Annotated in this window: 16 protein-coding genes; 11 read left to right on the top strand and 5 right to left on the bottom strand. The window is 69.0% G+C overall.

Annotated elements, in window-relative coordinates; translation table 11 throughout:
* Positions 1 to 6: 6 nt before the first annotated feature.
* Positions 7 to 3,135 carry a TonB-dependent receptor gene (locus KY572_RS05605; RefSeq protein ID WP_224241180.1) on the bottom strand — a complete coding sequence of 1,043 codons (3,129 nt, stop codon included), beginning with the start codon at positions 3,133 to 3,135 and terminating at the stop codon, positions 7 to 9.
* A gap of 129 nt (positions 3,136 to 3,264) precedes the next feature.
* Between KY572_RS05605 and pxpB the strand changes: the two genes are divergently transcribed.
* The 10 genes from pxpB to KY572_RS05655 all read left to right on the top strand — a co-directional run bounded on the left by pxpB (position 3,265) and on the right by KY572_RS05655 (position 16,379).
* Positions 3,265 to 3,957 (top strand): 5-oxoprolinase subunit PxpB, encoded by a 693-nt coding sequence (gene pxpB / locus KY572_RS05610; protein WP_224241182.1) that lies wholly within the window; start codon positions 3,265 to 3,267, stop codon positions 3,955 to 3,957.
* The gene (locus KY572_RS05615; RefSeq protein ID WP_224241183.1) at positions 3,954 to 4,883 is read left to right on the top strand and encodes a 5-oxoprolinase subunit C family protein; all 930 of its coding nucleotides are present in this window, start codon (positions 3,954 to 3,956) and stop codon (positions 4,881 to 4,883) included. The genes pxpB and KY572_RS05615 overlap by 4 nt, the downstream gene beginning before the upstream one ends.
* Positions 4,883 to 5,623: a 5-oxoprolinase subunit PxpA gene (locus KY572_RS05620; RefSeq protein WP_224241507.1), complete on the top strand. Its 741-nt coding sequence runs from the start codon at positions 4,883 to 4,885 to the stop codon at positions 5,621 to 5,623. Before KY572_RS05615 ends, KY572_RS05620 begins: the two co-directional genes overlap by 1 nt.
* Before the next feature lie 103 nt (positions 5,624 to 5,726).
* Positions 5,727 to 6,338, top strand: coding sequence for a hypothetical protein (locus tag KY572_RS05625; protein ID WP_224241185.1), 612 nt, complete (start codon positions 5,727 to 5,729; stop codon positions 6,336 to 6,338).
* A 405-nt stretch (positions 6,339 to 6,743) separates the two neighbouring features.
* Positions 6,744 to 8,264: a DUF1592 domain-containing protein gene (locus tag KY572_RS05630; RefSeq protein WP_224241187.1), complete on the top strand. Its 1,521-nt coding sequence runs from the start codon at positions 6,744 to 6,746 to the stop codon at positions 8,262 to 8,264.
* Positions 8,261 to 9,613: a DUF1552 domain-containing protein gene (locus tag KY572_RS05635; protein WP_224241189.1), complete on the top strand. Its 1,353-nt coding sequence runs from the start codon at positions 8,261 to 8,263 to the stop codon at positions 9,611 to 9,613. Before KY572_RS05630 ends, KY572_RS05635 begins: the two co-directional genes overlap by 4 nt.
* A gap of 102 nt (positions 9,614 to 9,715) precedes the next feature.
* A complete protein-coding gene (locus KY572_RS05640; protein ID WP_224241191.1) occupies positions 9,716 to 11,239 on the top strand; it encodes a Ca2+-dependent phosphoinositide-specific phospholipase C in 1,524 nt (507 codons plus the stop codon).
* A 97-nt stretch (positions 11,240 to 11,336) separates the two neighbouring features.
* On the top strand, positions 11,337 to 11,993 hold the full coding sequence (locus tag KY572_RS05645; RefSeq protein ID WP_224241192.1) for a hypothetical protein: 657 nt from the start codon (positions 11,337 to 11,339) through the stop codon (positions 11,991 to 11,993).
* 252 nt (positions 11,994 to 12,245) lie between these two features.
* Positions 12,246 to 14,126 (top strand): CBM96 family carbohydrate-binding protein, encoded by a 1,881-nt coding sequence (locus KY572_RS05650; protein WP_224241193.1) that lies wholly within the window; start codon positions 12,246 to 12,248, stop codon positions 14,124 to 14,126.
* Positions 14,127 to 14,249: 123 nt separating this feature from the next.
* Complete coding sequence (locus tag KY572_RS05655) at positions 14,250 to 16,379, top strand: penicillin acylase family protein (RefSeq protein ID WP_224241194.1); 2,130 nt, start codon at positions 14,250 to 14,252, stop codon at positions 16,377 to 16,379.
* Between the two features lie 213 nt (positions 16,380 to 16,592).
* Here the strand turns inward: KY572_RS05655 and KY572_RS05660 are convergent, their stop codons facing one another.
* The 3 genes from KY572_RS05660 to KY572_RS05665 all read right to left on the bottom strand — a co-directional run bounded on the left by KY572_RS05660 (position 16,593) and on the right by KY572_RS05665 (position 18,642).
* Entirely contained in the window at positions 16,593 to 17,609 is a 1,017-nt protein-coding gene (locus tag KY572_RS05660) for a hypothetical protein (RefSeq protein ID WP_224241195.1), read from the bottom strand.
* A gap of 66 nt (positions 17,610 to 17,675) precedes the next feature.
* Positions 17,676 to 17,801 (bottom strand): hypothetical protein, encoded by a 126-nt coding sequence (locus KY572_RS47045; protein WP_263451373.1) that lies wholly within the window; start codon positions 17,799 to 17,801, stop codon positions 17,676 to 17,678.
* Positions 17,802 to 17,883: 82 nt separating this feature from the next.
* Positions 17,884 to 18,642 (bottom strand): class I SAM-dependent methyltransferase, encoded by a 759-nt coding sequence (locus tag KY572_RS05665; RefSeq protein ID WP_317987816.1) that lies wholly within the window; start codon positions 18,640 to 18,642, stop codon positions 17,884 to 17,886.
* 599 nt (positions 18,643 to 19,241) lie between these two features.
* Between KY572_RS05665 and KY572_RS05670 the strand changes: the two genes are divergently transcribed.
* Positions 19,242 to 19,730: an EF-hand domain-containing protein gene (locus tag KY572_RS05670; protein WP_224241197.1), complete on the top strand. Its 489-nt coding sequence runs from the start codon at positions 19,242 to 19,244 to the stop codon at positions 19,728 to 19,730.
* A 129-nt stretch (positions 19,731 to 19,859) separates the two neighbouring features.
* On the opposite strand, the gene KY572_RS05675 is transcribed toward KY572_RS05670, so the two are convergent.
* Positions 19,860 to 26,756 carry a S8 family serine peptidase gene (locus tag KY572_RS05675; protein ID WP_224241198.1) on the bottom strand — a complete coding sequence of 2,299 codons (6,897 nt, stop codon included), beginning with the start codon at positions 26,754 to 26,756 and terminating at the stop codon, positions 19,860 to 19,862.
* Positions 26,757 to 26,783 lie beyond the last annotated feature (27 nt).

The raw sequence follows: 26,783 nt of genomic DNA on the forward strand, positions 1-26,783 counted from the left end.
CACGGCCTAGAACGTCACCCGGGCGCCGAAGCGGAAGGAGCGCGGGGCCTGGTAGGCGGTGGGTTTGCCGAAGTTCTTGTTGATGGCCTCGTCGGTGATGGGCTCGCCCGTCTCCGCGTCCAGCACCTTGCCGGGCAGATCGCCCTTGGAGCCGCCCTCGATGGGCAGCACCGGCGAGTACGTGTAGTTCTGATCGAACGCGGTGGCCGTCTGGAAGTTGAAGACGTTGAAGACGTCCAGGCTGAGCGAGGCGGTGATGTTCCTGGCCACCGTGTAGTTGACGGCCAGGCGGCTGTCGAAGCGGTTCACCCAGGGCAGCCGGCCCGCCGTGCCACGCTGGAGGATGTAGGCCTGCCCGGCGCCGTAGTCCACGTGCGCGCCGAGGTAGCTGTACGGCGAGCCCGAGTTGCCCCGGTACGACAGGCCCAGGTTGAGGCTCAGGCCGGGACGCAGCACGAACTCGCGCGCGCCGAAGGCCTTCACCTGGTGCGTGCGGTCGGCCGGCAGCAGGCCGTTGCGGTTGGGCAGCAGGGAGACCAGATCGAAGTCGGAGTTGATGTTCGGATCGAGCTGGCCGGTGTCCGAGCGGAACAGGCCCTCGTAGTTGCCGTAGAGGCGGGACCACGTGTAGCTCACCTGCGCCAGCCAGAAGTCCGCGAAGGTCTTCTGGAAGAAGAGCGTGACGCCGTCGTAGGTGCGCTTGGGCTTCGTGAAGTCCTTGGCGAAGCCATAGCCCGGGTTGCCGATGAAGTACGTCTGCCCGTCGTCGCGGCTCATGTCCTCGATGGCCAGGTTGAGCACGCGCCGGGTGTACGACAGCCCCACCCGGGCGTTGGCCAGCACCTCGTACTCGCCGCCCACGACGAGCTCGTCCGTGGACTGGGGCCGGATCTCCGGATCCACGATGGTGGCGCCCGCGCCCACGGTGCTCCACAGGCGGTTGGCGTCCAGCGGATCCTGGGAGCGCCGACGCGCCTGATCGCTCTGGCAGATGCCCTGCTGCTGCGCCGGATCGCGCGGGTCGCACAGCGCGGAGTCCTTCTCCGAGCGCACGCCGGGCTCGCCCGGGAACGAGCGATCCACCATGTCCAGCGGGACGCTCTCGTAATACCGGGCGTAGTTGCCGAAGAGCTTCATGCGCCCGGCGCGCGACGGATCGACGATGAGGCCCAGGCGCGGGGACCACTGGTTGGGCAGCACCAGCGCCGTCTTGCCGCCGCCGATGAGCTGCTGGGTGTCGTAGCGCAGGCCCACGTTGAGGGTGGCCATCTGGGAGAGGCTCCAGCTGTCCTGGATGAAGCCTCCGATGGCGTTGGACTTGGACCTGGGGCTCTGCGCGTCCTGGATGAGCACCTCGTCCGGGCCCACCAGGTAGCCGTACTGGCGGTAGTCGTAGAAGTAGTCGCCCTCGTCGGACTCGATGAGCACGCTGCGCCCCGTCACCGAGCGGGTGTGGTCGTAGACCATCTGCTCCAGATCGATGCCCGCCTTGAAGACGTGCTGGCCGGCGGCCGTGGCCAGGAAGGTGCCCACGGCCTTGGCCTGGTAGCGGTCCAGCGTGGCCTCGTCCAGGCGGCCCGGCCCGCCCGTCAGGTACGAGAGCACGGGGCAGCGCGTGGCCGTCACGGCCGGGTTCGACGAGTCACACACCGAGGGATCCGGCAGCGACTCGAACTCGGTGATGGCGTGCTGCGTCGGAGCGGTCCGCTGCCAGGTGACGTTGGAGATGCCCGCCAGGCCCTCCATGCTGCCGCCCACGGTGCCGTCCGAGGCGCGGATGGACAGCGTCTGGTGGTGCCAGCCCGCGGTGACGTTGAAGAGCAGCCGCTTCTCGAGGAACGAGGAGGACCACTTCAGGCTGGCATCCATGCTGTTGATGTTGCGCTGGGTGGCGATGGCGCCGTACTCGCCGGCGATGCGCTCCACCTCGGGGGCGCCGGTGCGCTCGCTGATGGCGAAGCGGCCCGAGCCTCCGGACGTGGTGGGCGTGCCCGTCAGCGTCACCGCTACGTTGTGATCCGGGTTGATCAAATAGGTGAGCTTGCCGATGTACTGGAAGCTCTTCTGGTCGGCGAAGTAGAGCTGCCGGGTGCCCTCGATGCGCTCCGTCTGGGTGAAGCCGCGCTCGTCCTGCAGCGGCTGGCCGTCCTCGCCCAGCACCAGGGCGTTGAGGTTGCGCTCCAGCTGGTAGCGGGTGAACGAGGGCGCGAAGCCCACGTAGAACCAGAGCTTGTCGTGGAGGATGGGGCCGCCCAGCTCCGCGCCGATGTCGCCCAGGTTCCACAGCGAGGCCTGGCCGGAGATGGTGCCCGCCTCCTGGCGGATCTCCGTGGTGGTGCCGCCCAGCGTGCCGGGCGTGAGGTTGCCGAACACGGAGCCGTGGAACTCGTTGGAGCCGGACTTCGTCACCGCGTTGACGACGCCGCCGGTGGCGCGGCCGTACTCGGGCAGGTAGCCGCCGCTGATGACGTTGACCTCGCTGATGAACTCCACGCTCAGCGGCGTGCCGTTGATGCCGAAGCCGGGATCATTCACGGACACGCCATCGACGATGTATTGGTTCTCCGGAGAGGTGGTCCCGCTCACGGAGACACCGTAGGTGTCCGCGTTGGCGCCGGGGGCGAGCTCCGCCAGGGACTCGAAGGAGCGGGACGCCGCGCCCTTCCCCGTGGGCGCCACGACGGCGATGTTCTTCACGAAGGCGGTGCTGACGTTGATGCCCGTGGTGGCCGAGCCGATGTCCACCGTGGGCGCCTGGCCGACGACGACCATCTCCTCGGTGAGCGCGGACTCGGGGATCAGCTCCACGTTGAGGCGGACCGAGTAGTCCAGCCGCAGGGTGACGCCCTCGCGGGAGTAGGGCCTGAAGGCCTCCTTCTCGAAGCGCACCGTGTAGACACCGGCGGGGAGCTGGGGAATGCGGTAGTTGCCGGAGCCGTCGGTGACCACCACCTGCTCGCCCTGAAGGTTGGGAGAGGTGGCCGTCACCACCACGTCCGCCACGGGCTTCTTCGTGGTGGTGTCGACCACGGTGCCGAGCAGCACCGAGCTGCCCTGGGCCAGGGCCGTGCTGCTCGCCAGGCACAGGACCAGCACCAGGGCTCCGATGTGCCGCAGCTTCCTTCTGTCTGTCATTGGGGCTTCTGGCCCGGGGGGGCTATCCATCTCTCCGCCAGGCGTTCCTCGCGGGCGTAACAAATGTCTGCTCGCGAACAGAATCAAGCCCTCCTTTCGATCTCCAGGCCCGGGGCTACAGTGGAGCGCGTGGCAGCTCCGCCTCACATCCAACCCATGGGCGACTCGGCCTTCGTGGTCCGCTTCGGGGACAGCATTTCCTTGGAGCTCCATGCACGCGTCGTCGGAGCGCTCCGGGTGCTGGACTCGGCCCGCGAGCGCTGGGTGGTGGATCTGGTGCCGGGCTACGCGAGCATCATGGTCCTCTACGACGCGCTGCGGGCCGCTCCCGAGGACGTCCTGCGCTGGCTGGAAGCGACGCTCCCGAGCGCTCGGCCGGAGCCTCCGAGCCATCGCCTCGTCGAGGTTCCCGTCTGGTACCACCCTTCGGTGGGACCGGACCTGGAGCCCCTGGCGCGCGAGAAGGGGCTCGCCGTGGAGGAGCTGGTCGCCCTCCACACCGCGCCCGAGTACCCCGTGTACATGCTGGGCTTCCGGCCCGGGTTCCCCTTCCTCGGCGGGCTCGACCCGAGGCTGTTCTCGCCCCGGCTGGCGACTCCGCGCGCGGCGGTCCCGGCGGGCTCGGTGGGCATCGGCGGACAGCAGACGGGCATCTACCCCCAGAGGAGCCCGGGAGGCTGGCGGCTCCTGGGCCGGACACCCCTGAAGCTCTTCTCTCCCGAGCGGGAGCCACCCTTCGCACTGAACGTGGGAGACAGGGTGCGCTTCGTCTCCGTCTCCGAGGCGCGATACCGCGAGCTCGGAGGGGAGCTGCCCGCGTGAGCCTTCGGGTCCAGAAGCCGGGGATGTTCACGACGATCCAGGACCTCGGCCGCCCGGGCCAGGGGCGCTGGGGCGTCTCGCCATCCGGGGCGATGGACCCGCTGGCGCTGACGCTGGCCAACCTCCTCGTGGGCAACCCCGCGGGCGCCGCGGCCCTCGAGGTGACCGCGCTCGGACCGGAGCTGCTGTTCGAGAGGGAGGCCACCTTCGCCCTCACGGGAGCCGAGCTCCGCGCCACGCTGGACGGAGCGCCCGTCGCCACGAGACAGGCCCACCGGGCCCGCGCCGGGCAGGTGCTCCGGTTCGGGGCCAGAGCCCACGGGGCGAGGGCCTACCTGGCGGTGGCTGGAGGCCTCGGAGCCAGCGCGCAGTCCTTCCTGGGCAGCGCGGCGACGGATGTCGAGGCGCACCTCGGAGGGCTGGGTGGCCGACCGCTCCGAGCGGGGGATGTGCTCGCGCTGGCCCCTCAGCCTCCGTTCCAGCCCAGGAGCGTGCACGCGGGGTGGGAGCGCTGGTACCAGCCGCCGGACGTGGTGCGCTTCATCCCCGAGCCGGGCGCTCGCCTTCCGGCGGAGGCACTGGAGCGCTTTGAAGCCGCCCGGTTCCGGATCTCCCCGCGCTCGAACCGCATGGGCTATCGGCTCGAAGGCCCCGCGCTGCCCACGGAGACGGGAGGGCTCCAGCTCTCGGAGCCGGTGGCGCCCGGCACCATCCAGCTTCCCCCGGACGGCCAGCCCATCGTGCTGATGGCGGACCGGCAGACCACCGGTGGCTATCCCCGGCTCGGGCACGTCCTCCGGGCCGATGTGCCGAAGCTGGCGCAGCGCTGGCTCGGGGACCCGGTGGGCTTTCGTGCCGTCACGCTCGAGGAGGCACGCCAGGCCCTGCGTGATCTGCAGGCCTGGCTCGAGCAGGCGGTGGCGTGATGCTCGAAGACATCGAACAGGTGGAGACCATGGACTGTCTGCTCAACATCGATCTCGGCGAGCTGCCCGATGAGGACGAGCAGCTCTATGCGCTCGCCCATGTGGCCAACATCGCCTGTGGCGGCCACGCGGGAGACGACGCCTCCATCCGCCAGGCCCTGGAGCGGTGCGCGCGGCATGGCACCCGGGCCGGGGCCCACCCCTCCTATGTCGATCGCGAGGGCTTCGGACGGCGGGCCCTGGACGTGACGCCGGAGGTGCTACGCGCCCAGATCGTCGAGCAGTGCGCCCGGCTCGCCGCCCAGGCCAGGACGCTCGGTGTCCCTCTGGAGTTCGCCAAGCCGCATGGAGCGCTCTACCACTCGGCGAACCGGGAGCCGGCGCTGGCTCGGGCGGTGGTCTCCGCGGTGAAGGAGGTGCTCGGCGCCCAGGTCATCGTCGTCGGCCCGGGCGCGGGGGCGCTGCGCGAGGCCGCCCGGGAGTCAGGGCTCCCCTACGCGCGCGAGGGCTTCGCCGATCGAGGCACGCTGCCAGATGGGACACTCGTGCCCCGCGGGCAGCCCGGCGCCGTCATCACCGATCCCCGTGTGGCCCGGGAGAACGCGGTCCGCCTGGCCCGGGGAGGCACCATCGACACGCTCTGCGTTCACGGTGATACACCCGGGGCGGTGGCCGTGGCCCGCGAGGTCCGAGCGGCGCTCGACGCACTGGAGCCCGTTCAGGGTGAGCATAAACGTTGACCGTGCCGGTTGCGGATCCGCACGGAGAGTCTCAGGTCAGCGACGCGCGGCCCCATCTGATGGATACTGTCGGCGCCCTTGCAGGGGGATTCATGGAGGCCGCATGAAAGCGCAGCGACTCACGAAGGCTCTCGTCCCGATGTTCCTCGGCCTGTGTCTGGCGGGGAGCACGGCGCTGGCCGCGGGCGTCAAGCAGCGCAAGCCCTCCGGCCGGGAGATGGCCACCCTGAAGGAGCTCTTCGCGGGCAAGGAGCTCAACACCAAGAAGGCGCTGTCCGTGTCCACCAAGAGCATGGGCGCCTTCCTCTTCGCGCCGGTGATGGACTTCACCGCGAGGCCGCCGCTGCAGCTCCACCTGGTGCAGGACCAGAAGATCCTCCTCACGCTCGCGCCGACGCCGGGGGACAAGACGTGGCCCGTCCTCCGCTTCGAGGGTGTCCTCTTCAAGGATCTGAACGATGACGGCTTCGAGGACGTGGTGACGCTGACCCGGTACATGCCCATGTCCGGGCCCAAGGCGAACCAGGTCTTCGCCCAGGGCGCCCTGTACCTGGGCCGGGGCGGCAAGTCCTTCGAGCTGCTCACCGGCGAGGTCCACACCGCCCTCAACGAGACGCCTCCGTCCTCGATGGCCGATCTGCAGAAGCGGCTGAAGAAGCTCGACAAGCGCAAGCTGGTCCTCCCCGCGCAGGTCAGCACCGGCCCGAAGCCCTGAGCCACACGCCGGCTTCCCTTCCCTTGCCTACCGGCTCACGGGAAGACACACAGCCAGCGTTCCAGCCCGCCCCAAAGTCTCCACTGTCATTGCCTCATTTCCGTCTGGATTTGAGGGTAAAAGACAGACATGTCCGAGAGCGTGTGGAAAAACAAATCACTCACCAGCCGAGCGAGCCATGCCATGATTCACGCGCGGTGATTCTCGGGAGGTGAGAGTGTGCGTCGGACTCCTGTTGATAGTCGCGGTGCTGGCTGCTCGAGAAACACTCCCTGGCCGCGGCGGTGGAGCGCCTGGGGAGCCCTGGTGCTGGTGCTCACCAGCTGCCAGGGGATGAACACGGAGCCCTCGGGAGAAGGAGAACCGGAGCCCGGTGGAAAACTCCCCGAGGCCTCTGCCCTTCCCGTGCAGGTCATCCGTCGGCTCAACCGGACGGAATACACGAACACGGTGAGGGAGCTGCTGGGCCCGGGCGCCACCACCGCGCAGGTGCTGCCGGCCGACGATCAGGTGGACGGCTACGACAACAACGCCCAGGTGCTGGGCATCAGCCCCCTGCTGCTGGAGAAGTACGCGCTGGCGGCGGAGGATCTGGTGACGTCGGCGCTGGCCTCCACCAACGCGGAGGGGCGGGCGAGGCTGCTCACCTGTGACTTCTCGGGAGCGAACGAGGGGCCGTGCGCGAAGCAGATCCTCTCTCGCTTCGGGCGCAAGGCGTGGCGCCGGCCGCTGACCGAGGAGGACGTGGGCCGGCTGCTCGCGCTGGTGCAGGAGAGCCGCGCGGCGGGCGACGCCTTCGAGGTGGCGCTGGGCGTGGGGCTGCAGGCCATCCTCACCTCGCCGCACTTCCTCTTCCGCGTGGAGCTCAATCCGGCCGTCGGGCTGCCGGACACGCAGCCGCTCACCACCTTCGAGCTGGCCACGCGGCTGTCCTATCTCCTCTGGAGCGGCCCGCCGGACGAGGCGCTGCTGGCGGCGGCGGAGAGCGGAGCGCTGCGGGAGGACACGGAGCTGGAGCGGCAGACGCGGCGGATGCTCGCGGAGCCGCGCGCGGCGGCGCTGGTGGACAACTTCGCCAGCCAGTGGCTGCGCACGCGGCAGCTCGCCCTGACGCAGCCCTCCCCTGCCCTGTACCCCACCTTCGAGACGCGTCAGCTGGGCCCGGCCATGGCCCAGGAGACGGCGCTCGTGTTCGCCGAGCTGCTGCAGGGCGACCGCAGCATCCTGGATCTGGTGGACGCGGACTTCACGTACGTGAACGCGGCGCTGGCGGCCCACTACGGCATCCCCGGCACCTTCGACCCGAGCCGCTTCACGCGCGTGACGCTCTCCGCGGACAGCCACCGGCGCGGCATCCTCACCCACGGCAGCATCCTGGCGCTGAACGCGACGCCCACGCGCAACTCGACGGTGAAGCGCGGCAAGTGGGTGCTGGGCCGGCTGCTGTGCCAGGAGCCGCCTCCGCCTCCGCCGAGCGTGCCGCAGCTGCCCACGGGGCCCACCTCAGCGGGCTCGCTGCGCCAGCGCATGGAGCAGCACGTGAGCGATCCGGCGTGCTCCGGCTGCCACGTGAAGATGGACCCCATCGGCTTCGCGCTCGAGCACTACGACGCCATCGGCGCCTGGCGGATGATGGACGGCGCCTTCGCCATCGACGCGCGGGGCACGCTGCCGGATGGCCGCTCCTTCAACGGCGCGATCGATCTGGCCAGCACGCTAAAGCAGGATCCGGATCTTCCCGGGTGCGTCGTGCGCCACCTCTTCACCTACGCGCTGGGCCGGCAGCCCGAGTACGCGGACGAGGCGGCGCTGGCGCGGCTCACGCAGTCCTTCCAGGAGAAGGGCTATCGGATGCGGGAGCTGCTGGTCCAGCTGGTGCTCAGTCCTTCCTTCCGGATGCGCCGTGCGCAGGAGGCCCTGCAATGAAGAAGTCCTGGGAGCTGTCTCGGCGAACGTTGCTGCGAGGAGCCGGCACGCTGCTGGCGCTGCCCGTGCTGGAGGCCATGGCCCCGGCGGTGGCCCGAGCCCAGGCGGCCGGAGCCCCCTCTCCGCGGCGGATGGCCGTCTTCTTCGTCCCCAATGGCATGTACCCGCCGGAGTGGTACCCGGCGACGAGCGGCGAGGGCTACGCGCTCAGCCCGCTGCTGACCCCGCTGGCGCCCTTCAAGAGCGACGTCCTGGTGCTCTCGGGCCTGGGGAACAAGCCGAGCCACGCGTCCTCGGTGGACGTGGGGCACGTGGCCTCCACCTCCACGCTGCTCACCGGCACCTCGGTGGCGGACGGGCCGCTGCGCAACGGCATCTCGATGGATCAGGTGGCCGCCGCCCAGCTCAAGCAGTACACGCGCTTCCCCTCGCTGGAGCTGGGGACGAAGAGCGGCACCTCGTTCGTGCTGCACAACAACATCTCGTGGAGCGCGAACTCCACGCCCATGCCCAAGGAGATCCGCCCGGACGTCCTCTTCGATCGGCTCTTCGAGGGGATGAACTCGAACCAGAGCAACCAGCAGGCCGAGGCTCGGCGGCGACGAAGGCTGAGCGTCCTGGACGCCGTGAAGGAGGACGCGACGCGGCTGGAGTCTCGGCTCGGGCGGCAGGATCGGCTCCGGGTGGACGAGTACCTGACGGGCGTGCGCGAGTTGGAGCAGCGGGTGGAGCAGACACGGCCGGTGCAGTGCACACCGGGCGCGAAGCCCGCGGAGCCGACGGACGTGCGCGATCAGGTGAAGTTGATGCTGGACATGATGGTGCTGGCCTTCCAGTGCGACATGACGCGGGTGGCCACCTTCATGTACGGCGAGGCGGTGGACGACAGCAGCTACGACTTCCTCACGGTGGCCGACGACCAGGGCAACCGGGTGCCGGTGAGCCAGGGCCACCACACGCTCAGCCATGAGATTGCTCCAGGCTCGCTGAGCCAGCGCATGTACAGCGCCATCTGCAAGTGGGAGGTGGAGCAGTTCGCCTACCTCCTCTCGAAGATGAAGGCGGTGCAGGAGCCGGACGGCACGCTGCTGGACAACTCGGTGGTGATGTTCGCCAGCGGCATTGGCGAGTCGAACCTGCACGACACGCTCAACATGCCGGTGGTGCTGGCGGGCCGGGGCGGCGGGAAGATCCGACCGGGGCGCCACGTGGTCTACAAGGACTACACCAACTTCTTCACGCCGGGTGTGCCCATCACCAAGCTCTTCATCTCCATGCTCGGCACCGTCGGGGTGAACGTGACGAAGTTCGGCCAGGACGGAGACGGTCCGCTGCCCAACCTCGCCTGAGGCGCGCGGCGGCGGGGCCGCCCGGCGCGAAAAGGGGCTTCCCGAAAGGGCGGTAATTCCTGCAAGGTTCGCAAACACCCCTTGCCGGAAGAGCCCCCCTCCATGCCGCTTCGCCTTGCCCTCCTCCTCGCGCTGGGCGTGCTGTTCGCGTCCACCTCGGTGCACGCGCAGCCCGCGTACAACGAGCTGCGCCAGAAGTCGTCGCACAACTCGTACCAGCGTCACGAGGCGCTGCTCGATCAGCTCGTCTACCACCGCATCCGCTCCATCGAGCTGGACATCCACACCGGCAAGGACGGCCGGTCCAAGATGACGGGCGACTGGTTCGTCTACCACGACGACGGAGAGCCGGAGACCACGTACCACCGGCTCTCGGACTGCCTGGCCGAGCTGCGGGCCTTCAACGCGGCCAACCCCAGGCATGAAGTGGTGACGGTGTGGATCGATCTCAAGGATGACTTCGAGGGCACCCGGATGCCGCAGGATCTGGATGCCCTGCTCATCAGGAGCCTGCCGCCTGACTCCATCTTCACGCCCGAGGAAGTGATGGAGAGGTGCCCGGGCGTGAGCAGCCTCCAGGCGGCGCTGACGGGTGCCTGCACCTGGCCCACCCACGAGGAGCTGCGTGGCCGGTTCATCTTCGCCCTCACGGGTGGAAGCGCAACCGCCAGCAAGCTGGGCACCTATGCCCCCGACGGCGCCACCGCGCTCACGCGCCAGGGCTTCATCGCGCCGGACCTGAGGACCTTCACGGACATCAGCGCCCGGCAGCACGTGGTCTTCTTCAACATGGAGAACGCCTACTCCTTCCTGGCCACCCACGTGCACCTGGCCAACTTCATCGGCCGAGTGTGGGGCGTGAACGACTCGAACAGCTGGACCAACGCGTCGGCCTTCAACGCCCACCACATCGCCACGGACAAGGTGAACTACCACGTCGATCCGTGGGCGGTGACGCACAACAGCCGCGGCTGGCCCTTCCAGTGCCTGGAGGGCTGGCCCTGCGGGAGCAACCAGGAGCTGGTGGATGTCATCGGCACGGAGGTGGACTCGGGGGACATCTGGAGCGGCAGCGACAGCTTCTTCTTCGCCCATGAGAGCAACAGCGCGGTGACGACGACGACGTGGACGACGTCGGTGTCCACGCCCAACAGCCACGTGGAGGAGTGGGGCAAGGCGTGCCTCATGGCGCGCGCGGGCACGGCGGCCAACGCGCGCTACTTCGCGGTGTGCCGCGCGTCGGACAACCACAAGCTGCGCATCCAGTACCGGACGGCGACGGGGGGAGCCTCCTCGTCCGCCGAGGTGGACATCGTCGCGCCGGACACGGTGGATCAGGAGAGCCTCACCTTCATCAGGCTCACCGTGCAGTATGACGGGACGCAGACCTGCGCGACGGGGCACGGCTCGCAGAACGGCTCCACGTGGATGTTCATCGGCAGCAAGTGCATCTCGGGGCTGCTGGGCAACCAGGGGCTGGCGGTCAGCTCGCACGGCAGCGGCCGGGTGAAGCTGCTCTTCAGCAACGTGAAGCGCGGCTCCACGCTCTACCGGGCCGCCAACTTCCCGAACAGGACCGCCATCGGCGGGGCGAGCTCCTCGCGCATCTTCGACGGCTTCTTCTGAGCCGGCGCGCCGGGAGCGGCGGGAGACTCCGGGGATTGAATAAACGAGCGGCCTTGCTCGTCGCGGCCCTGCCACTCTTCCGTCCCCAGGGCCGCTCATGCTCCTCACACTGCTCGGCATCACCCTCCTCGCCTCCGCTCCCCCCTTTCCTCCTCCCGACTGCCTGTCCGCCAATGGGAAGAGGGCCTGCGGCTACTCGTGCCGCGCCAGCTTCGAAGAGGTCCGCTGCGCCAGCACTCCCTACGGGACGTGCGCCACCTTCGATGGCCGGGTGGTCTGCTTCGATCCACCGGCCTCGGCCATCCACCACCCGCCCGACCAGGGGCTGCGCCCGGAGTGCAAGGGCGTGGCGGGCCAGGCTGCCTGTGGCTTCAACTGTCTCGTGGCCAAGGGCCGGGTCGCCTGTGCGCGAACGCCCTACGGGGTGTGCCGGGAGCACTACGGCCAGCTGGTGTGCTGGGATCCGTCGGAGGCCACCATCCACGAGTACGGCTCGGACATCCCCAGGCCCGAGTGCCTCACGGCCTCCACGGCGCTGGGGTGCGGCTATGACTGCAAGGCCGACCGTTCGGAGGTGAAGTGCGCGACGCCGCCGCGCGGCCGGTGCGAGAAGCAGGACTCGGTGTTCGAGTGCTTCGATCCGCCCATCCTCACGCAGTGCGCGCACACCCAGCCGCCCGACCCCAGCGAGATCCGCAAGCCGAAGAGCCAGAGGCAGGAGTCGAAGCCGGCCACCCCCACGCCGTCGAACTGACGCGCCCCGGGAAGGCGGATGGCCACGAGGCGGAGCGCGCTGCCCAGTAAGTGCTCCGCCTCGGCCTGACTCGCTCCGAGCCTTCCCAGGGCGTGGAAGCGGATTTCCCCTCCCCCACGGGCCTGGGTTCGCGGGCATCCCCCCGTGAACCGGCACCCCACCTGCAAGTGCCACGACTCACGGACGCCCGTTCCAAGCGAGGGCGTACCGGTGAACGGATGGAGGTCGGGCGTGGGCAGGTGGAAGCGAGGCATGAGGTGGGCGGTGTGCACCGCGACGGTGGGCGTGCTGGCAGGCTGCGGCGAGGAGCTCCCGGAGGCGGCGCCGCCGGAGCCGCTCGAGGCGACGCGGCAGGAGCTCGCGGAGACGCGGGTGTTCACCCCGGTGGCGGACGCCCGTGTCGAGGGCACGACGCCGACGGGGAACTACGGGAGCTCCAGCGTCCTCAAGGTGGATGGCTCGCCGCAGTACGCGTCCTTCCTGCGCTTCGAGCTGAGCGGGCTGAGCGGCACCATCGCCAGCGCGAAGCTCCGGCTCTACTCGACGGACGCCACGGTGAACGGCCCGGCCGTCTACACCACGGGCTCCTCGTGGCAGGAGAGCACGATCACCTTCCAGAACAAGCCCGCGACGCAGACGCTGCTGTCCACCGCGAGCACGGTGGCGGCGAACGCCTGGGTCGAGTGGGACGTGACGGCGGCCGTCCAGGGCAACGGCGCGGTGAACCTCGCGGTGGTGCCCACGGGCACGGATGGCACCGTGTTCTCCTCGCGCAACACCTCCAATACCTCCGTGCACCCGCAGCTCGTCGTGACGCTGAACACGGGCACGCCTCCCACGGGCAGTGACTGGACGTTCCACGGCGCGGCGCAGGGCGGCCCTCGGACCGTGTACGGCGTGAGCGCCGACGAGGGGGGCAACATCTGGGTGGCGGGCGGCGAAGAGGGGCTGTTCGTGCTCCAGAGGGGGCAGACGCAGTTCCGCCGCTTCACCATGGCGGACGGCCTGCGGCCCTACGGCTACATGCTGGATGGGAGCGCGCCTCCGGGGGTGAAGTACCTGAAGGTCATCTCCGTGACGGGAGGCCCGGCGGGCGTGGCCTTCGTGGGCTACGAGGGCCGCAAGCCAGCGGCGGGCATGCCCACCTGCGAGGACGAGTGGGACCAGGCCTACGCGGCGGGCCGCACTCCGGACGCGAGCATCTACAAGAGCGGCGACGCGGATCGGGTGACGCTCACCTCCTCGGGCAGCATCCAGGTGGTGCACTACGATCTCTCCACGGGCCCCAACAAGGTCGCCGCCGAGCCGCGCGGCCGGGAGAAGGTCTGCAACGTCCTGCGCATCGCCTACGATCCGCGGACGAAGAGCGTCTGGTTCGGCGGCAACCATGGCTTCGCCTGGGGCCGCGCGGACTTCCCGGGCTACAGCTGCGCGCCCGGGACGTGGGACTACGGCTGCGCCGGAGTGATGGAGCACGTGCACCCGGCCATCAATGGCTACAACTCGGACGGCACGCGCATGGTGCTGCTCACGGACGCGTACTACGGCGTCGCGGTGGCCTCCAACAGCGACGTCTGGATTGGCGGGGCCATCCGCTCGACGCGGTTCCGCTACGGCACCAACGGCAACAACTACTGGCAGGCGCAGGTGGAGACGGAGGGCAGCGCCTACGCGTGGAACCGGTATGACATCTGGCCGGACGCCGTCTCGGAGCCGACGCCGCCCACCCGGGCGCAGCGCGTGGATGACCACGTGTCGGGCATGGCGGTGATGAGTGACCAGACGGTGTGGGTGGGCAGCTTCAGCAACGGCCTGGCGCAGCTCAGCTCGAGTGGACAGCGGCTGCGCACCCTGTCCACCGAGCTCATCGATGGGCACGGGTATGTCTCCTCGATCGCGGGAGATCCGCTCGACAACAGCGTGTGGGCGGGCACGTCCTGGGGCGGAGGCATCAGCCGCGTGCAGGGCAGCACGGTGACGAAGTACGGCAGCGGCGTGCTCCCCAGTGCGCTGCTCTACATGCGCGTCACGGACATCCAGGTGGACCGCTCGACGACTCCGCGCCGCATCCTGATCGGGTTCCAGGGGACGGACAGCACGCCGGGCTCCATCGGCATCTACACCGGGCAGTAGGCCCCTGCTCCAGGCTCCAGCCGTGCTCTCCGCGCGGCTGGAGCCCCACCGTGTCGTACGCCTCACGAGAGCGTGATAAGCCCTTCTCGAAGGCCGCGACTTCCAGTGGCCGGAGGGGCTGGAATGCGGATCGTTCGGAGAATCCTGATCGGACTGGGCGTGCTGATCATGGCCGCCGCGATCGGGCTCGCCACCTGGGAGCCGCTGCTCACCGCCCGCCCTGCCCCGCCACCCGCGCACCCGTACGACGTGACGATCACCCGCGACGATTTCGGCGTGCCGCACATCCTCGGCAAGACGGATCCCGACGTCGCCTATGGCATCGCCTATGCCCATGCCGAGGATGACTTCTCGACGCTGCAGGAAGTGCTGGCGATGACCCGCGGCCGGCTCGGCGCGCTCATCGGGCCGGATGGAGCCAAGACGGATTTCGTCGTCCACCTGCTCGGAGCCCGTGCCACGGTCGCGCGCGATTACATGAAGCAGCCCGCGGACGTTCGCGCGTTGCTCGATGGCTACGCCTCGGGCCTCAACCGCTATGCCGAGACGCATCCGGACGAGGTGCGGCTGTCCAGGCTGTTCCCGGTCACTGGCGAGGATGTCGCGACCGGCTTCGTCGTCCGCTCGCCCTTCTTCTTCGGGCTCGAGGGCGTGCTCGGTGCGCTCGCCGGAGACAAGCCGCTGCCGATCGAAAGCGCCGCCAGCCCGCGGCCTGAAGCGCCTGCCGGCACGCCGCTCGGCTCCGAATCGAACCAGTCCGGCTCCAACGCCTTCGTCGTCGCGCCCAAGCGCTCGGCGGATGGCTTCACCCGGCTCGTCTCGAACTCGCACCAGCCCTGGCGCGGCGGCGCGGCGTGGTACGAGCTCGTCGTCCATTCACAGGCTGGCTGGGATTTCGCTGGCGCGCTGCTCCCCGGCGCCCCCTACCCGCTGATGGGGCACAACAAGGCGCTCGGCTGGACCAACACCGTCAACCGTCCCGACCTGATCGACGTCTACAAGCTCGTCACCGACGACGACCGCTATCGCTATGACGACCAGTGGCGACAGTTGGAGACACAGCGCGTCTGGCTGCCGGTCAAGCTCTGGGGCCCGTTCGTGCTGCCGGTGCCCAGGACGGTCTATCGCGCGGTGCAGGGGCCGGTGATCGTCAACAAGAGCGGCAGCTACGCGCTCCGCTATGGCGGCGCCGATCAGCTCAAGATGGTGGAGGCGTATTACCGGCTCAACCGAGCCACGGATTTCAACCAGTGGCAGGCGGCGCTGGCGCTGCAGGGCATTCCCGGCACCAACTTCCTCTATGCCGACGCGGCCGGCAACATCGCCTTCTTCTACAATGCCAGCTTCCCCAACCGGAAGCCGGGCTTCGACTATTCGAAGGTGCTGCCGGGCGACACCTCGAGCGCTTATGAGCCAGGCACCGTTCCGTGGAGCATGGTCCCGCGCAACGTGAACCCGGCCTCGGGCTTCCTGATCAACGGCAACAACTCCCCTTACCAGTCGGCGGGGCCAGGATCGGAGCTCCCGCCCCAGCCACCCTTGCTCGGCGTCGAGACGGACACCACCAATCGAGGCGACCGCGCGCTGGAGCTGATGAGCGCCGTGCCATTGATCTCCGAGGAGGACCTGAAGCGGATCAAGTTCGACACCGGCGTCGCCAAGAGCGGCTATCTGGAGGCGTGGTTCAAGGAGCTGCTCGCTGTCGAACCCCGTGGCGACGAGCTGCTCGTGCAAGCGCGCGATCTGCTCTCCAGGTGGGACTGGAACTGGGACGGCCAGGGCCCCGCCGACTCGCTCGCTTTCTCGATCCTGCGCTCGCAGCATCGCTTCCATTACGAGCGCAAGCCCAAGCCCGATCCGCGCGCGGTGATGACCGAGGCGGCGGGCTATCTGCGGAAGCACTTCGGCAAGCTCGACGTGCCGCTCGGCGAGCTGATCCGCCTGCGTCAGGGCAAGCTCGATCTGCCCATGGACGGCGGTCCGGATTCGCTCCGCGCCGCGACCAGCTATGACGAGGCGCCCGACGGACGCCTGGCGATCCGCCACGGAGACAGCTTCATCCTGTTCGTGACGTGGGACAAGGCGGGCAAGGTGCGCTCGGAATCGGTCCAACCGTTCGGCTCGGCCAGCACGCGGCCGGATTCACCGCATTACACCGATCAGGCGCAGCTCTTCGTGCAGCACCGCTTCAAGCCGGTGTGGTTCGACCCGGCGGAGCTGCAGGCGCACGCCGAGCGGAGCTACCGGCCGTAATCTGGAACCAGAGCCTGCTCCCCCTGAAACGGGCACAGGGGCCGAGTCCGCCCCCACGTCCGGTCCACCCCCCTGTCGGTCGCGCCCTGTACGAACTGGTCTGCTTGTCATACCAGTTCGCTAGCGGTTCTCGACCAGGGCGCCTCCCTGGTCAGGCCGCTCCCCTGGCGCAGGCGCCTCCCTCCAGGGTGCATGAACTTTTCCGGAATGACTTCAGGCGACGAGGCGCCCCGCGCGAGCGAGCCGGAGCAAGCCGGCGCGGGCCTCGGACCACTGCCGCGTCAGCGCCTCGGACGGCTCGCCGGGCCTGCTCGTGGCCTCGAGCAGGGGGAACGGTGAGGCCATCGCGCGTGGGCTGGGCAAACGATCGGTCGTCGGGAGGATCGTCGTCATCCCGACGTGAGCCTGGCGCTCGACTCGCACGACGCCGTCGGGCCAACGCTCGACGAGGGCGTGGACGACGGTCGCGACCGCGGCCTCCGGCAGCCGCTGCTCGGTCGCCTCGGCCCACCGTACCAGGACCGCGAGCCCGCGCAGCACGTCGTAGTAATAGAAGCGCGGGAACGTGAGCGCGCGCCAGGCCACCGCCGAGCCTCGCTCCTCCGCGTTGTGCACGGTCCTTGAGCCATGGATGAGGGCCCGATCGATCAGGAAGCCCCCGGCGCGAACGACAAAGTCGCGCTGCTCGCCCGTCCAGACTCCGCCGAGCAGCATGGCCTCGAGGGGCGCGACCGTCCCGACCATCGAGCTCGGGCACTCGCCCGTCTGGCGGTACGCGGTGCTGTCGCAGTTGAGGCCGCCATCGGCCATCTGGTACCGCACGAACCAGGGCCGGACCCAGGGCAGCTCGCGCTCGACGTCGACGCCGCACGCGGCCAGCACCGGGTACATCGTGCCGAGGGCGCAATGGCAGGCAGTGTCGCGCTGCGTGTCGACACCCGGGGCATCGCTCGGGTGGATCGGGAAGAGGTGCAAGAGCCGATTGATCCTCGCGGCCATCGCGGCGGAGGTGCGCACCGGGATCTGGCGCGCTTCGCCGAGCTCGTGGAGCAGCAGCATGTGCCACCACGGCGAGTTCCACTTGGGCCAGTACGGATCGAGCTCGATGCTGCTCAGCGCGGCATCCGAGCCGAGGAAGGCCACGGAATAAGCAATCCCACGCTCGACCTCGGCGCTCCGGATCGGCGTGGGATTGGGAACGGCGGCAAGCTCCTCGAGATCGATCATCATCAGCGACTCTGGCGTGGGAAGTCTCTCGGGTCCAGGGCTCTGATGACGGAGGGCGGCGCGGGTCGCTCACCCCCTGGCGTCAGCGCGTCGCGCGGACGGGAGCATGGAGCCCAGCAGCGCCAGGGCCACGAGGATCAGCTGGAAGACCGAGGTGTGCGACGTCGGGTTTCGCTCGCGGGGGGTGGGATTCATGGTCACGCTCCTCTCTCAGCGCTTGGACGTGAATACCAGAACACCCTGACATTCCGGCCAGCGCTTCCCAAGCGAGGCAGGCTCATCCTTCGCCGCGTGACGCGGACGGCGCTCGGGCAGCGACCATCCAGCAAGCAGCGGTGAAGCGGACGTCCGCTCCCTGCACATAGGGCTCGAAAGCGGCGCGGACCGTTTCGATGAGCTGGGTGCGAGTCCGCTCATCCGCCTCGTGAAGGATCATTCCGACAGGACCGAGCCGCGTCAGGTACCGGACCAGCTCCTTCTCGGGCAGGGTACAGGCAACATCGAGCGGCCGGATGTCGATCCCGGCCCAGCCGCTCTCCTCCAGAATGCGGGAGACGCGGCGCTGGTCCGCGAAGGCGAACTGCCCCGGACCGTCCGGCCGGCGAGCAGGAAGGTTCGGAAGGAGCGGTGCCGCGGCGCGCTCGGCCGTCGTCATGAACGGATTCTCCGAAGGGCCCCTCCAGGCGATGAACCGCAGCTCGGCGTTCTCCTCCGAGGCTCGCCTCAGGTTCGCGAAGGCCTGGACGGAGTCGTCGAAGAACATGACGCCGAAGCGCGAGATGATCATGTCGAAGCTCGCGGGCTCGAAGGCATGGGTCTGCGCGTTGGCGATGATGAAGCTTGCCGGCGTACCTTCCCGTTCGGCGCGAGCTCTGGCGGCGGTGATCATCGGAGCCGAGATGTCGATACCGGTGCAGCGGCCCTGCGCGCCCAGCAACCGCGCGACGGCGAGCGTCGTGCTGCCCGTACCGCAGCCTATGTCGAGCACCCGGCGACCAGCTCCAGCGGAGACCGCCTGGACGAGCAGCTCTTCCATCGGCTTGAACATCGAGTCGAACAGCTCCTGCGTCTCGACCCAGGCTCGTCCGGCGGGACCGTTCCAAAGCTTCGTCTGCTCGTCATCGGACTGGCGCGTGGCATTCATGCTCGTCTCCATTGGTGTGCCATGAGGAATGGAAGGCCGTACTGTGCCAGCTCGAGTCGACTTGAAGTCAAGCGGTGAGAGACCTGGACAGCACGGAGGAAATAACCTCCTCGCCTTCGTCACGAGCGATGCCGCCGGCAGCGACGAGTCCAGTCCGGCGCCCTAACGAGGGTCTACTCTTCAACCCGGCCTTTTGTTAGAAATTCTCAATCACTCCACCCAAGGAACGAAAAATGCGAATTGATCGGACACCCTCCTGGTTGGTGCTCGTGGGACTCGTCGTGGTCCTGGCCGCGTGGGACGCGCGTGCAGACTGTTGCGGCGCGGCCTTCGGGAGCACTTCCATCTGTGGAGATGGCACCTCAAGCAATGGAGGATGCTGTGGCTATGGCCCATGCAACATCTTCTGCTGCAACTGCGATGGAGGCTGCCGCCAGGCGCAAAACCTTCAGCAATGCGACGCAGCCTGCCAGGGACAGCGCGGCACCTGCATGAGCGGCTGCGACCTGACCTGCGGCGAGGGCGCGGCCGATGACTGCGAGATCTGCTACGCGGCGTGCAACGTGTCGGAGGGGAACTGCGAACAGCAATGCCAGCAGAGGTTCCCCTCCACGGCCACGGAGGCGAAAGCCACTCCCCCTGCTCCCTCCAAAGCCTCGCCTTCCCCCAAGAGCCAGCTATTGGTGGTTCACCGCTTCGCGCTCGTCGACAAGGACAGGAATGGAGCGATTTCACGCGGCGAGTTCGACGCCTTCGTGAAGGACCCCTCACAGGCGAAGTGTGGTGGGCCTGCGCGCTTCGAGCAACTCGACGCCAACAAGGATGGCCAGTTGACGCTCGATGAAGTGGACAGCAGTGGCGCCACCTACCTTCGCGAGCACCAGAAGGAGGCCCTGGCAAGCGCCCAGAAGCTGAAGCCCTACCTTGCTAGCCTCTTGAAAATGCTCGGAGCCCCCAAACAGCAGCCGTCCAAGAAGTAGCAGCCATCGAGCAGGAGCCTCGCAAGGGCGAACCGCAGCGCCGCGCATAGCGCTGCGGCGGCCGCCTGGCAGGGCCTGATGATACAGGCGACACGATGACCTGAGTCGAGTGGCACGAGCGACCGAGCTTCATCGCTCGGCAGCCCCCATCGCCTTCGCGCGACGCCGTCCGAGCAGGTTCCGCGCCACGATGAGCAGGCCAAAGAAGAGGCCAGAGTCCGTGCCGGAGGTGGCGCCACACCCGCCTCCACCCCCACCCCCGCCCCCGCCTCCGCCCCCGCCGTTCCCGTTACGCACGGTGACGGTCACCGGGGCGGCGTGCACCACGTTGCCCGCGCCGTCGGCAATGACCGCGGTGATGGTGTGGACCGAGTCGTCCTGCACCTTCGTGCTGTCCCAGCTGCCAGTCACCGTCGCGCCCGTGCCGCTGACGAGCACCACCCCATCCACGAGGATGGCGAGCTCGGCCAGCGTGGTGCCCGAAGCGACCGTCCCCGTGGCGGAGATCCGGACCTGGCCGGAGACGGTGGCACCATTGGCCGGCTCCGTTATCGCTACCATCGGCGGGGCCAACGGCGTGACGTTGAGCTGCGCGGTACCGGTCAGGCTCGCCGTCGCCGTGTCAGTCAGGGTGAGCGTGCGCAGCCCTGGCGACTTGAACGTCACCTTGAAGCTCTGGAGCACGCCTCCGGCGAACGTCGCCGTGGGAGCGAAGGACGCCGCGCCGTCGGAGCTGGTCACCTTGGCCGTGCCCCCGTAGCTGGTGGCCTGATTGCCGTAGGCGTCGTAGGCCGTGGCCGACAAGGTGGCCTGCTGGCCCACCGGCACGCTCGGATCGAGCACCAGCGTGTAGCTGGCCGCCGCGCCCGGCTTGACGTTGAACGCCTGGCTCGTCACCCCCGCGAAGCCCGACGCGCTCGCCACCAGCGTGTAGCCATTGCCGACCTTGCGCAGCGACAGCCCCTCGAACCTCGCCACGCCCTGGACCGCCGACACCGTGAGGGTGCCCAGCAGCTGAGCGCCCGTCGGGTTCGCGCCAAGGCCCAGCGTCACGCTGCCCGTGGCCTCGGTGAGCACGTTGCCCTGCGCATCCTGCAACTCCACCTCGACGGCGGACAGCAGGTCACCCGCGGTGACGTCCGCCAGCGTGGCACGGAAGACCAGCCTCCCCCCCCCGCTCGAGGTGATGTTGAACACCGCGCTCGTCACCGCCGGCAGCGCACCCGCGCTCGCCTGGAGCGTATAGCCCTGCCCAGCGCGGTTGATGGACAGATCCGCGAAGGTGGCCACGCCGTTGACGGCGTTGACCGTCTTCGTACCCGACAGCGTGCCATTGCCAGGGTTGTTGGCGATCGCCACCGTGACGGCCTGCGTGGCGTTGGTGACCGCGTTGCCGAAGGCATCCTGGAAGGCCACGCGGACCGCCGGGCTGATCACCGCGCCAGCCTGGGTGGAGCCCGGCTGCACCGTGAAGACCAGCGCCGCCGCCGGCCCATGGGTGATGTCGAACGTGGAGCTGGTGGCCTCCGTCAGCCCGCTGGCCTGGGCCTTCAGCTGGTAGCCCGTCCCCACCCGGGCGATGGACAGGGTGTTGAACGTCGCCACGCCGTTGACAGCCGCCACCGTGGTGGTGCCACTCAGCGTGGCACTCTGGCTGCCCTGGAGCGTGAGCGTGACGCTGCTGGCGACATTGACCCGGTTGCCCTGGGCGTCCTGCACCTCCACGGTGACCGTGCCGAGGTTGGCGCCTGCCGTGGTGCTCGCGGGAGCCTGCGTGAACACCAGCCGGGTCGCGCTACCTGCCTGGACCTGGAACGCCGTGCTGGTGGCGCTGCTGAGCGCCCCCGACGTCGCGGTCAGCTGGTAGGCCGTACCAGCCTGGTTGATGGACAGGCTGTCGAAGGTGGCCACGCCGCTGACGGCCGCCACCGTGGTGGTGCCGCTCAGCGTGCCGCCCCAGGGGTTGGCCGCCAGCGCCAGGGTGATGTTGGGAGTCGCGCTCGGAATGGAGTTGTTGAAGGCATCCAACACGGAGACCCTCACCGCCGGAGCGATGATGGCCCCTACCCCCGTGTTGCTCGGCTGGACGCTGAAGGCCAGCTTCGCCGCCGCCGCCGGGACGATCTCGAAGACATCACTGGTGGCGCTCTGCAGTCCCGTGGAGGCCGCCGTCAGCGTGTAGCCGGCGGCCGCCTTCTGGATGGAGAGGTTGGAGAAGGTGGCCACGCCGTTGACGGCCGCCACCGTGGTGGTGCCTCCCAGCGTGCCGCCCGCGGGGCCTCCCAGGGTGAGCGTCACCGGCGCCGTCGAGCCGGTAACCACGTTGCCCCCCAGATCCTGCACCTGAACCTGAACGGCGCCCAGTGTCGTCCCCGCCACCGCATTGCCTGGAGGCGCGCTGAAGACGAGCCGAGCCGCCGCCCCCACCGTCACATTGAAGCCGGTGCTGGTGGCGGTGAAAGCGCCCGAGGTCGCCTGCAGGGTGTAGCCCGTGCCTGGCTTGCTGACGCGCAGGTTGCTGAAGGTGGCCACGCCATTCACCGCCGCCACCGTGGTGGTGCCAGCCAGCTCGGCCCCCGTCGGGTTGTTGCCCAGGGAGACGGTGACATTCGCCGTGGACGTCGTGATGTTGCCGAACGCATCCAGGAGTGTCACCCGCACCGCCGGGTTGAGAGGCGTGCCCGCGCTTCCATTGGGGGGCTGGGTGCTGAAGAGCATGCTCGCCGGCGCGGCCGGGGTGATGTTGAAGGCCTGGCTCGTCTTGGAGCCGAGCAACGGGGAGCTGGCCACCAGCGTGTACCCTGTCCCCACCTTGTTGATGGACAGGTTGCCGAAGGTGGCCACACCCGCGAATAGCGTCGCCGTGGTGGTGCCGGACAGCGTGCCGCCACCCGGGTTGGCTCCCAGCGCGAGGGTGACGCTGCCGCTGCCCGACGAGACGATGTTGCCGTACAGGTCCACCAGCCTCACCTTCACGGCGGGGTGGATGGGGACTCCCGCCACCGCGGTGGCCGGCTGCACGGAGAAGATCATCCCGGACGCCGCGCTCGGGATGATGAAGCTGCTGCCGCTGCCTCGCAGCGTCGGGTTCGTGGTGGACGTCGCGGTGAGGGTCTGCGTGCCCGCGGTGCGCAGGGTGTACAGGCCAACCGCCTCGCCCGCGGTGAAGTTCAGGCTGGTGGCCCCGCTCCACTGAGGGTCCGAGCTGCTGATCGCCGCCGTGCCGGTGTAGCTCGTCACCGGGATGCCCACCGAGTCCACCGCGGTGAAGGTGGCGAAGAAGGACGAGCCCGACTGCCTCGAGTCGCTCATTCCGCTCACCCGGTAGGCGACGGCCGGGCCAACGGGCGGAGTCCGCGTGGAGCATGTCGCGTACGCATCCGCGGTGAGGCGCACGTCGTCAAGGTAGAACCCCTCTTCCTCCCAGGAGCTGTCGGTGTAGAACCGGAAGGCGAACCACACCCTCTGGCCCGCCAGCGCCGACAGGTTGACGGTGACCGGTTTGAAGGAGCCATTCGCCCCGCTCCTCGGGCCGGTCCAGATCCGGATGTTGGGGGAGGCGTCGAGCGCGCCGTCATAGCCCCCCGCGGAGATGTAGGGCGCCGTCGAGGACTCCGCGTCGCCAACCTGGGTCCACGGCCCGTTCGGCCCCTGCGTGCTGTAGGAGAGCCAGGCTCCATCCCGGCCCGTCTCGAGGACGTGCCAGATGTTGAACGTCAGCTGCGGAGTGCGGGTGCTCACAGGCAGGTTGAAGCCGTAGATGCTCGGGGCGGTGACGCCGTTGCCGCCGAGCACCAGGGTGCCCTCCGCGCTGGAGGGGTAGTAGCCCCCACAGCCGGTGCTGGCCCTGCCGAAACGGTAGGCCTTCAGGGCCGACTGGTAGCGACAGTTCGAGGTGAGGTTGATCAAGCCCGCGGGAGTGGAAGTCGGGAGCCAGTACAGGGACGCATTCGTCGGGCGGTTGCCGTCCAGATCATCGAAGTAGTTGAGGCCCGTGGTCTCGGCGCCCGTCGGCGTGGAGGACTTCTCGACGGTATTGGTGTCCTCGTTGGTGGCGCCGCCCTGCTCGGTGGCTCGGACCACGTAGAAGTACTTCGTGCCGCTGGTCAGGTTCAGATCATCCGCGAAGCTGGTGCCAGTCAGCCCCGTGGCAATGCGGTTGCCCACCGACGGAGTGAAGCCCGGGCTGGTGCCGCGGTAGACCGAGTAGCTCAGCGTGCCACCACAGGCCGGAGTGCCCGCGGCCCAGGTGACCGTGTTGGCGCAGGTGGCCGCCTGAGCGTTGCTCACGGCGGAGATGCCCGCGAAGGTGGGCGGCAGCGTGCATGCGCCGTTGGGAATGGCGGAGACCTCCGTGGACCGGGGGGACTCCGCGCACTGCACCGCGCGCACCACGTAGTAATAGCGGATGCCTCCCGACACTCCGAGGTCCGCGTACGGAGGCGCCGCCACGGTGGCCACGCGAGTGTACGGGCCGCCCGCGGTCGTGGAGCGATACACGTTGTACTCGGTGGCTCCGTTGGGCGCCCAGTTCACGTCGATGCGGTGGTTGCCATTGGCGGTGGCGCTCACCCCCGTGGGCACCTGGGACGCGCTGGCGCAGGAGTTGTAGGCCACCAGGGCGTAGTCCTGGTCCAGCGAGGAGGCATTGGCCGGCACGCCGTCCGAGTTGATGTTCGCCGCCGTCACCGTGATGGTGAAGGTGCCGTCGGTGCCCGGGGGCAGGAACACGCTCTCCACGTTGTTCACGCCGTCCGCCGTGCCGCCAGGGGTGGAGCTCGGGCCGGTGAAGACGTTGCCCTTGTAGGTGTTGGCGCCGACCGTGACGGTCAGGTCCAGGTTGTTCTTCCACGGACTGGCGGTGGTGGTGCCGGGCGCGTCCGTCCACGCCAGCGTGACGCGGAAGGGCCGGGTGGTGTCCGCGATCACTCCGGAGAAGGTGCGCGACTGGCCCGTGGCGGTGAAGAGGTTGGCCGGGTTCTCGTCATCCAGCAGGCGCTGGGCGCCGTCGAAGGCCATGCCCAGGTCCATCAGGCCCATACCCTGCTTGTTGGACCAGAGAGCGTCGATGGCATCCGCGCCCGTCAGGTAGCGGGCGGTGTTCATCAGGTACGCCTTCGTCATCGCCGGGCTCGGCGGCGTCATGCCCTGGTTGATGAAGTACTGGCGCAGCAGCGCCGCGCCGCCGGAGACGACCGGAGCCGCGTGGCTGGTGCCGGAGGAGGCCGTGTACCACTGCTGGCCCGACGGGAAGTACGGCGCGCCGTTGGCGCCGCCACACACGCCGCTGGCGTCGAAGCACGCGAGCGACTGGCCCAGGGGAGCAGCAGGCGGGTTGGCACGCTGCGAGGCCGCCTGCGCCACGCCACCGACGACGTGCGTGCCAGGGGCCACGAGGTCCGGCTTCTTGCGGCCGTCCGCCGTGGGGCCACGGCTGGAGGCATCGAAGAGCTCATGGACGCTGTTGGCATCGTCGTCCCCCACGGTGCAGAAATCCAAGGCGTTGAAGGGCTGAACGCTCTCGGAGGCTCCCACGGTGAGGATGTTCTTCGCGGTGGCCGGAGTCCTCACGGTGTTGGGGCCCGGGCCGCTGTTGCCCGCGGAGAAGACGATGACCATCTGCTGGTTGCCCGCGGCGGGCACCGCGGACCCGGTCGGCTGCGCGTCACGCACCAGCGCGTCGTACCGCTGGCTCTCCTGGGTGTAGGCGTTGCTGCTGTCGCTGCCCCAGCTGTTGCTGCTGATGCGCATGCCATCCCGATAGGCGCGTGACTGCAGGTCCTCGAAGTCGGGGTTGGTGAAGTCCGGTCCGTAGACGACAGACGAGCCTAGCTTCACGAAGGGCGCCACACCCAGCCCGTAGGCGTAGCCCTCCGCATCCGCGAACGGGGACCCGGTCAGGTCCGAGTAGCCACCGATGATGTGCGCGTTCAGTGTGCCGTGGCCATTGCAGCCCGAGAGCATGCTGCTCCCGGACCCCTCGATGCGGTTGTAGACGACACGGCTGGCCTTGCTGACGTCGCCGTCCACGTAGAGCCCGAAGTGGTTCGGCGCCTGGGTGCCGTTGTCCAGACCGCTGTCGGACACATCCACACCGAAGCCGGAGGCGGTGAACTGCGCCTGCGTGAAGCCCTTGGAGGCCAGCCAAGCCAGGTAGCCCGGCCCCGTGGGGTTGTTGCCGCTCAGGCGGCCGGAGACGATCACGCCCTGGCGCTCGTCATGCGGGCGCGGCACGAAGTACGGCTGGATGGAGAGCACGTCCGGACGGGCGGCCAGCTCGTGGAGCTCCCTCTTCGTCAGCCAGGCCACCACGTTCACGTAGCCCAGCGCCTCCTGGGTGGTGCCGTCGCGCGACTGCCGGGCGCGGATGAGCTCCAGCGTGGCGCCGTTGGCCTCTTCATCCTGGATGAGCTGGAGGGCGTACGTCTCCGTCTGGAGCCGGTGGATGGACGGATCCAGCTTGAAGTCCGGGAGGTAGTCCCCGCTCCACTGGATGGAGCGCTCGGAGCTGACGTGCCGCTGCAGGCGCGTCAGCGAGGCCGCGTCGCCGTACACGATATAGGCGTTGTTGGGGATGTACGTGATGAGCTGGACGCCGGTGGCCTGGAGCGCCTCGACCCACTGAGGCTGGATGGGGCCGGCGAACTGGACGATGTGCAGGCTCTTGCCGGAGGCGGGCAGCTTCATCCCGCGCAGGGACTGGCCGTGAGGAGACGCGGTGTCGATGGTGCCCGCGTTGAGCAGGATGTCGTTGAAGTCATCGCGCGGCTCGGCCCCCTCGGGCAGGGCCGCCATCGCATCCTCATCCACCGAGACGAGCTGGAAGGAGCCGTAGTCCGCGATGTGCTGGACATTGGCGCCACGCTGCGCGAGCTGCCGGGCCTGCTCCGCGCTCAGCTGCACCTTGTGGGTCGCCAGGCCCGGGCGAATCGCCTCGGACCGCGGCTCGAGCCCTGGCCCCGAGCCTTCGCACGCCAGTGTCGCAACGAGCCACATCGCCCCGAGCACCTGGGTGCTCCACCGCAAGACGCCTCCAGGAGGCATCCGAGTGCC

Source organism: Hyalangium gracile, from assembly GCF_020103725.1.
Taxonomy (GTDB): domain Bacteria; phylum Myxococcota; class Myxococcia; order Myxococcales; family Myxococcaceae; genus Hyalangium; species Hyalangium gracile.

Excerpts from the sequence above, each read along its gene's own strand:
- KY572_RS05605 (WP_224241180.1), bottom strand. The coding sequence starts at position 3,135 with ATGACAGACAGAAGGAAGCTGCGGCACATCGGAGCCCTGGTGCTGGTC.
- KY572_RS05620 (WP_224241507.1), top strand. The coding sequence starts at position 4,883 with ATGCTCGAAGACATCGAACAGGTGGAGACCATGGACTGTCTGCTCAAC.
- KY572_RS05625 (WP_224241185.1), top strand. The coding sequence starts at position 5,727 with ATGAAAGCGCAGCGACTCACGAAGGCTCTCGTCCCGATGTTCCTCGGC.
- KY572_RS05635 (WP_224241189.1), top strand. The coding sequence starts at position 8,261 with ATGAAGAAGTCCTGGGAGCTGTCTCGGCGAACGTTGCTGCGAGGAGCC.
- KY572_RS05640 (WP_224241191.1), top strand. The coding sequence starts at position 9,716 with ATGCCGCTTCGCCTTGCCCTCCTCCTCGCGCTGGGCGTGCTGTTCGCG.
- KY572_RS05645 (WP_224241192.1), top strand. The coding sequence starts at position 11,337 with ATGCTCCTCACACTGCTCGGCATCACCCTCCTCGCCTCCGCTCCCCCC.
- KY572_RS05650 (WP_224241193.1), top strand. The coding sequence starts at position 12,246 with ATGAGGTGGGCGGTGTGCACCGCGACGGTGGGCGTGCTGGCAGGCTGC.
- KY572_RS05655 (WP_224241194.1), top strand. The coding sequence starts at position 14,250 with ATGCGGATCGTTCGGAGAATCCTGATCGGACTGGGCGTGCTGATCATG.
- KY572_RS05660 (WP_224241195.1), bottom strand. The coding sequence starts at position 17,609 with ATGATGATCGATCTCGAGGAGCTTGCCGCCGTTCCCAATCCCACGCCG.
- KY572_RS47045 (WP_263451373.1), bottom strand. The coding sequence starts at position 17,801 with ATGAATCCCACCCCCCGCGAGCGAAACCCGACGTCGCACACCTCGGTC.
- KY572_RS05665 (WP_317987816.1), bottom strand. The coding sequence starts at position 18,642 with ATGGAAGAGCTGCTCGTCCAGGCGGTCTCCGCTGGAGCTGGTCGCCGG.
- KY572_RS05670 (WP_224241197.1), top strand. The coding sequence starts at position 19,242 with ATGAGCGGCTGCGACCTGACCTGCGGCGAGGGCGCGGCCGATGACTGC.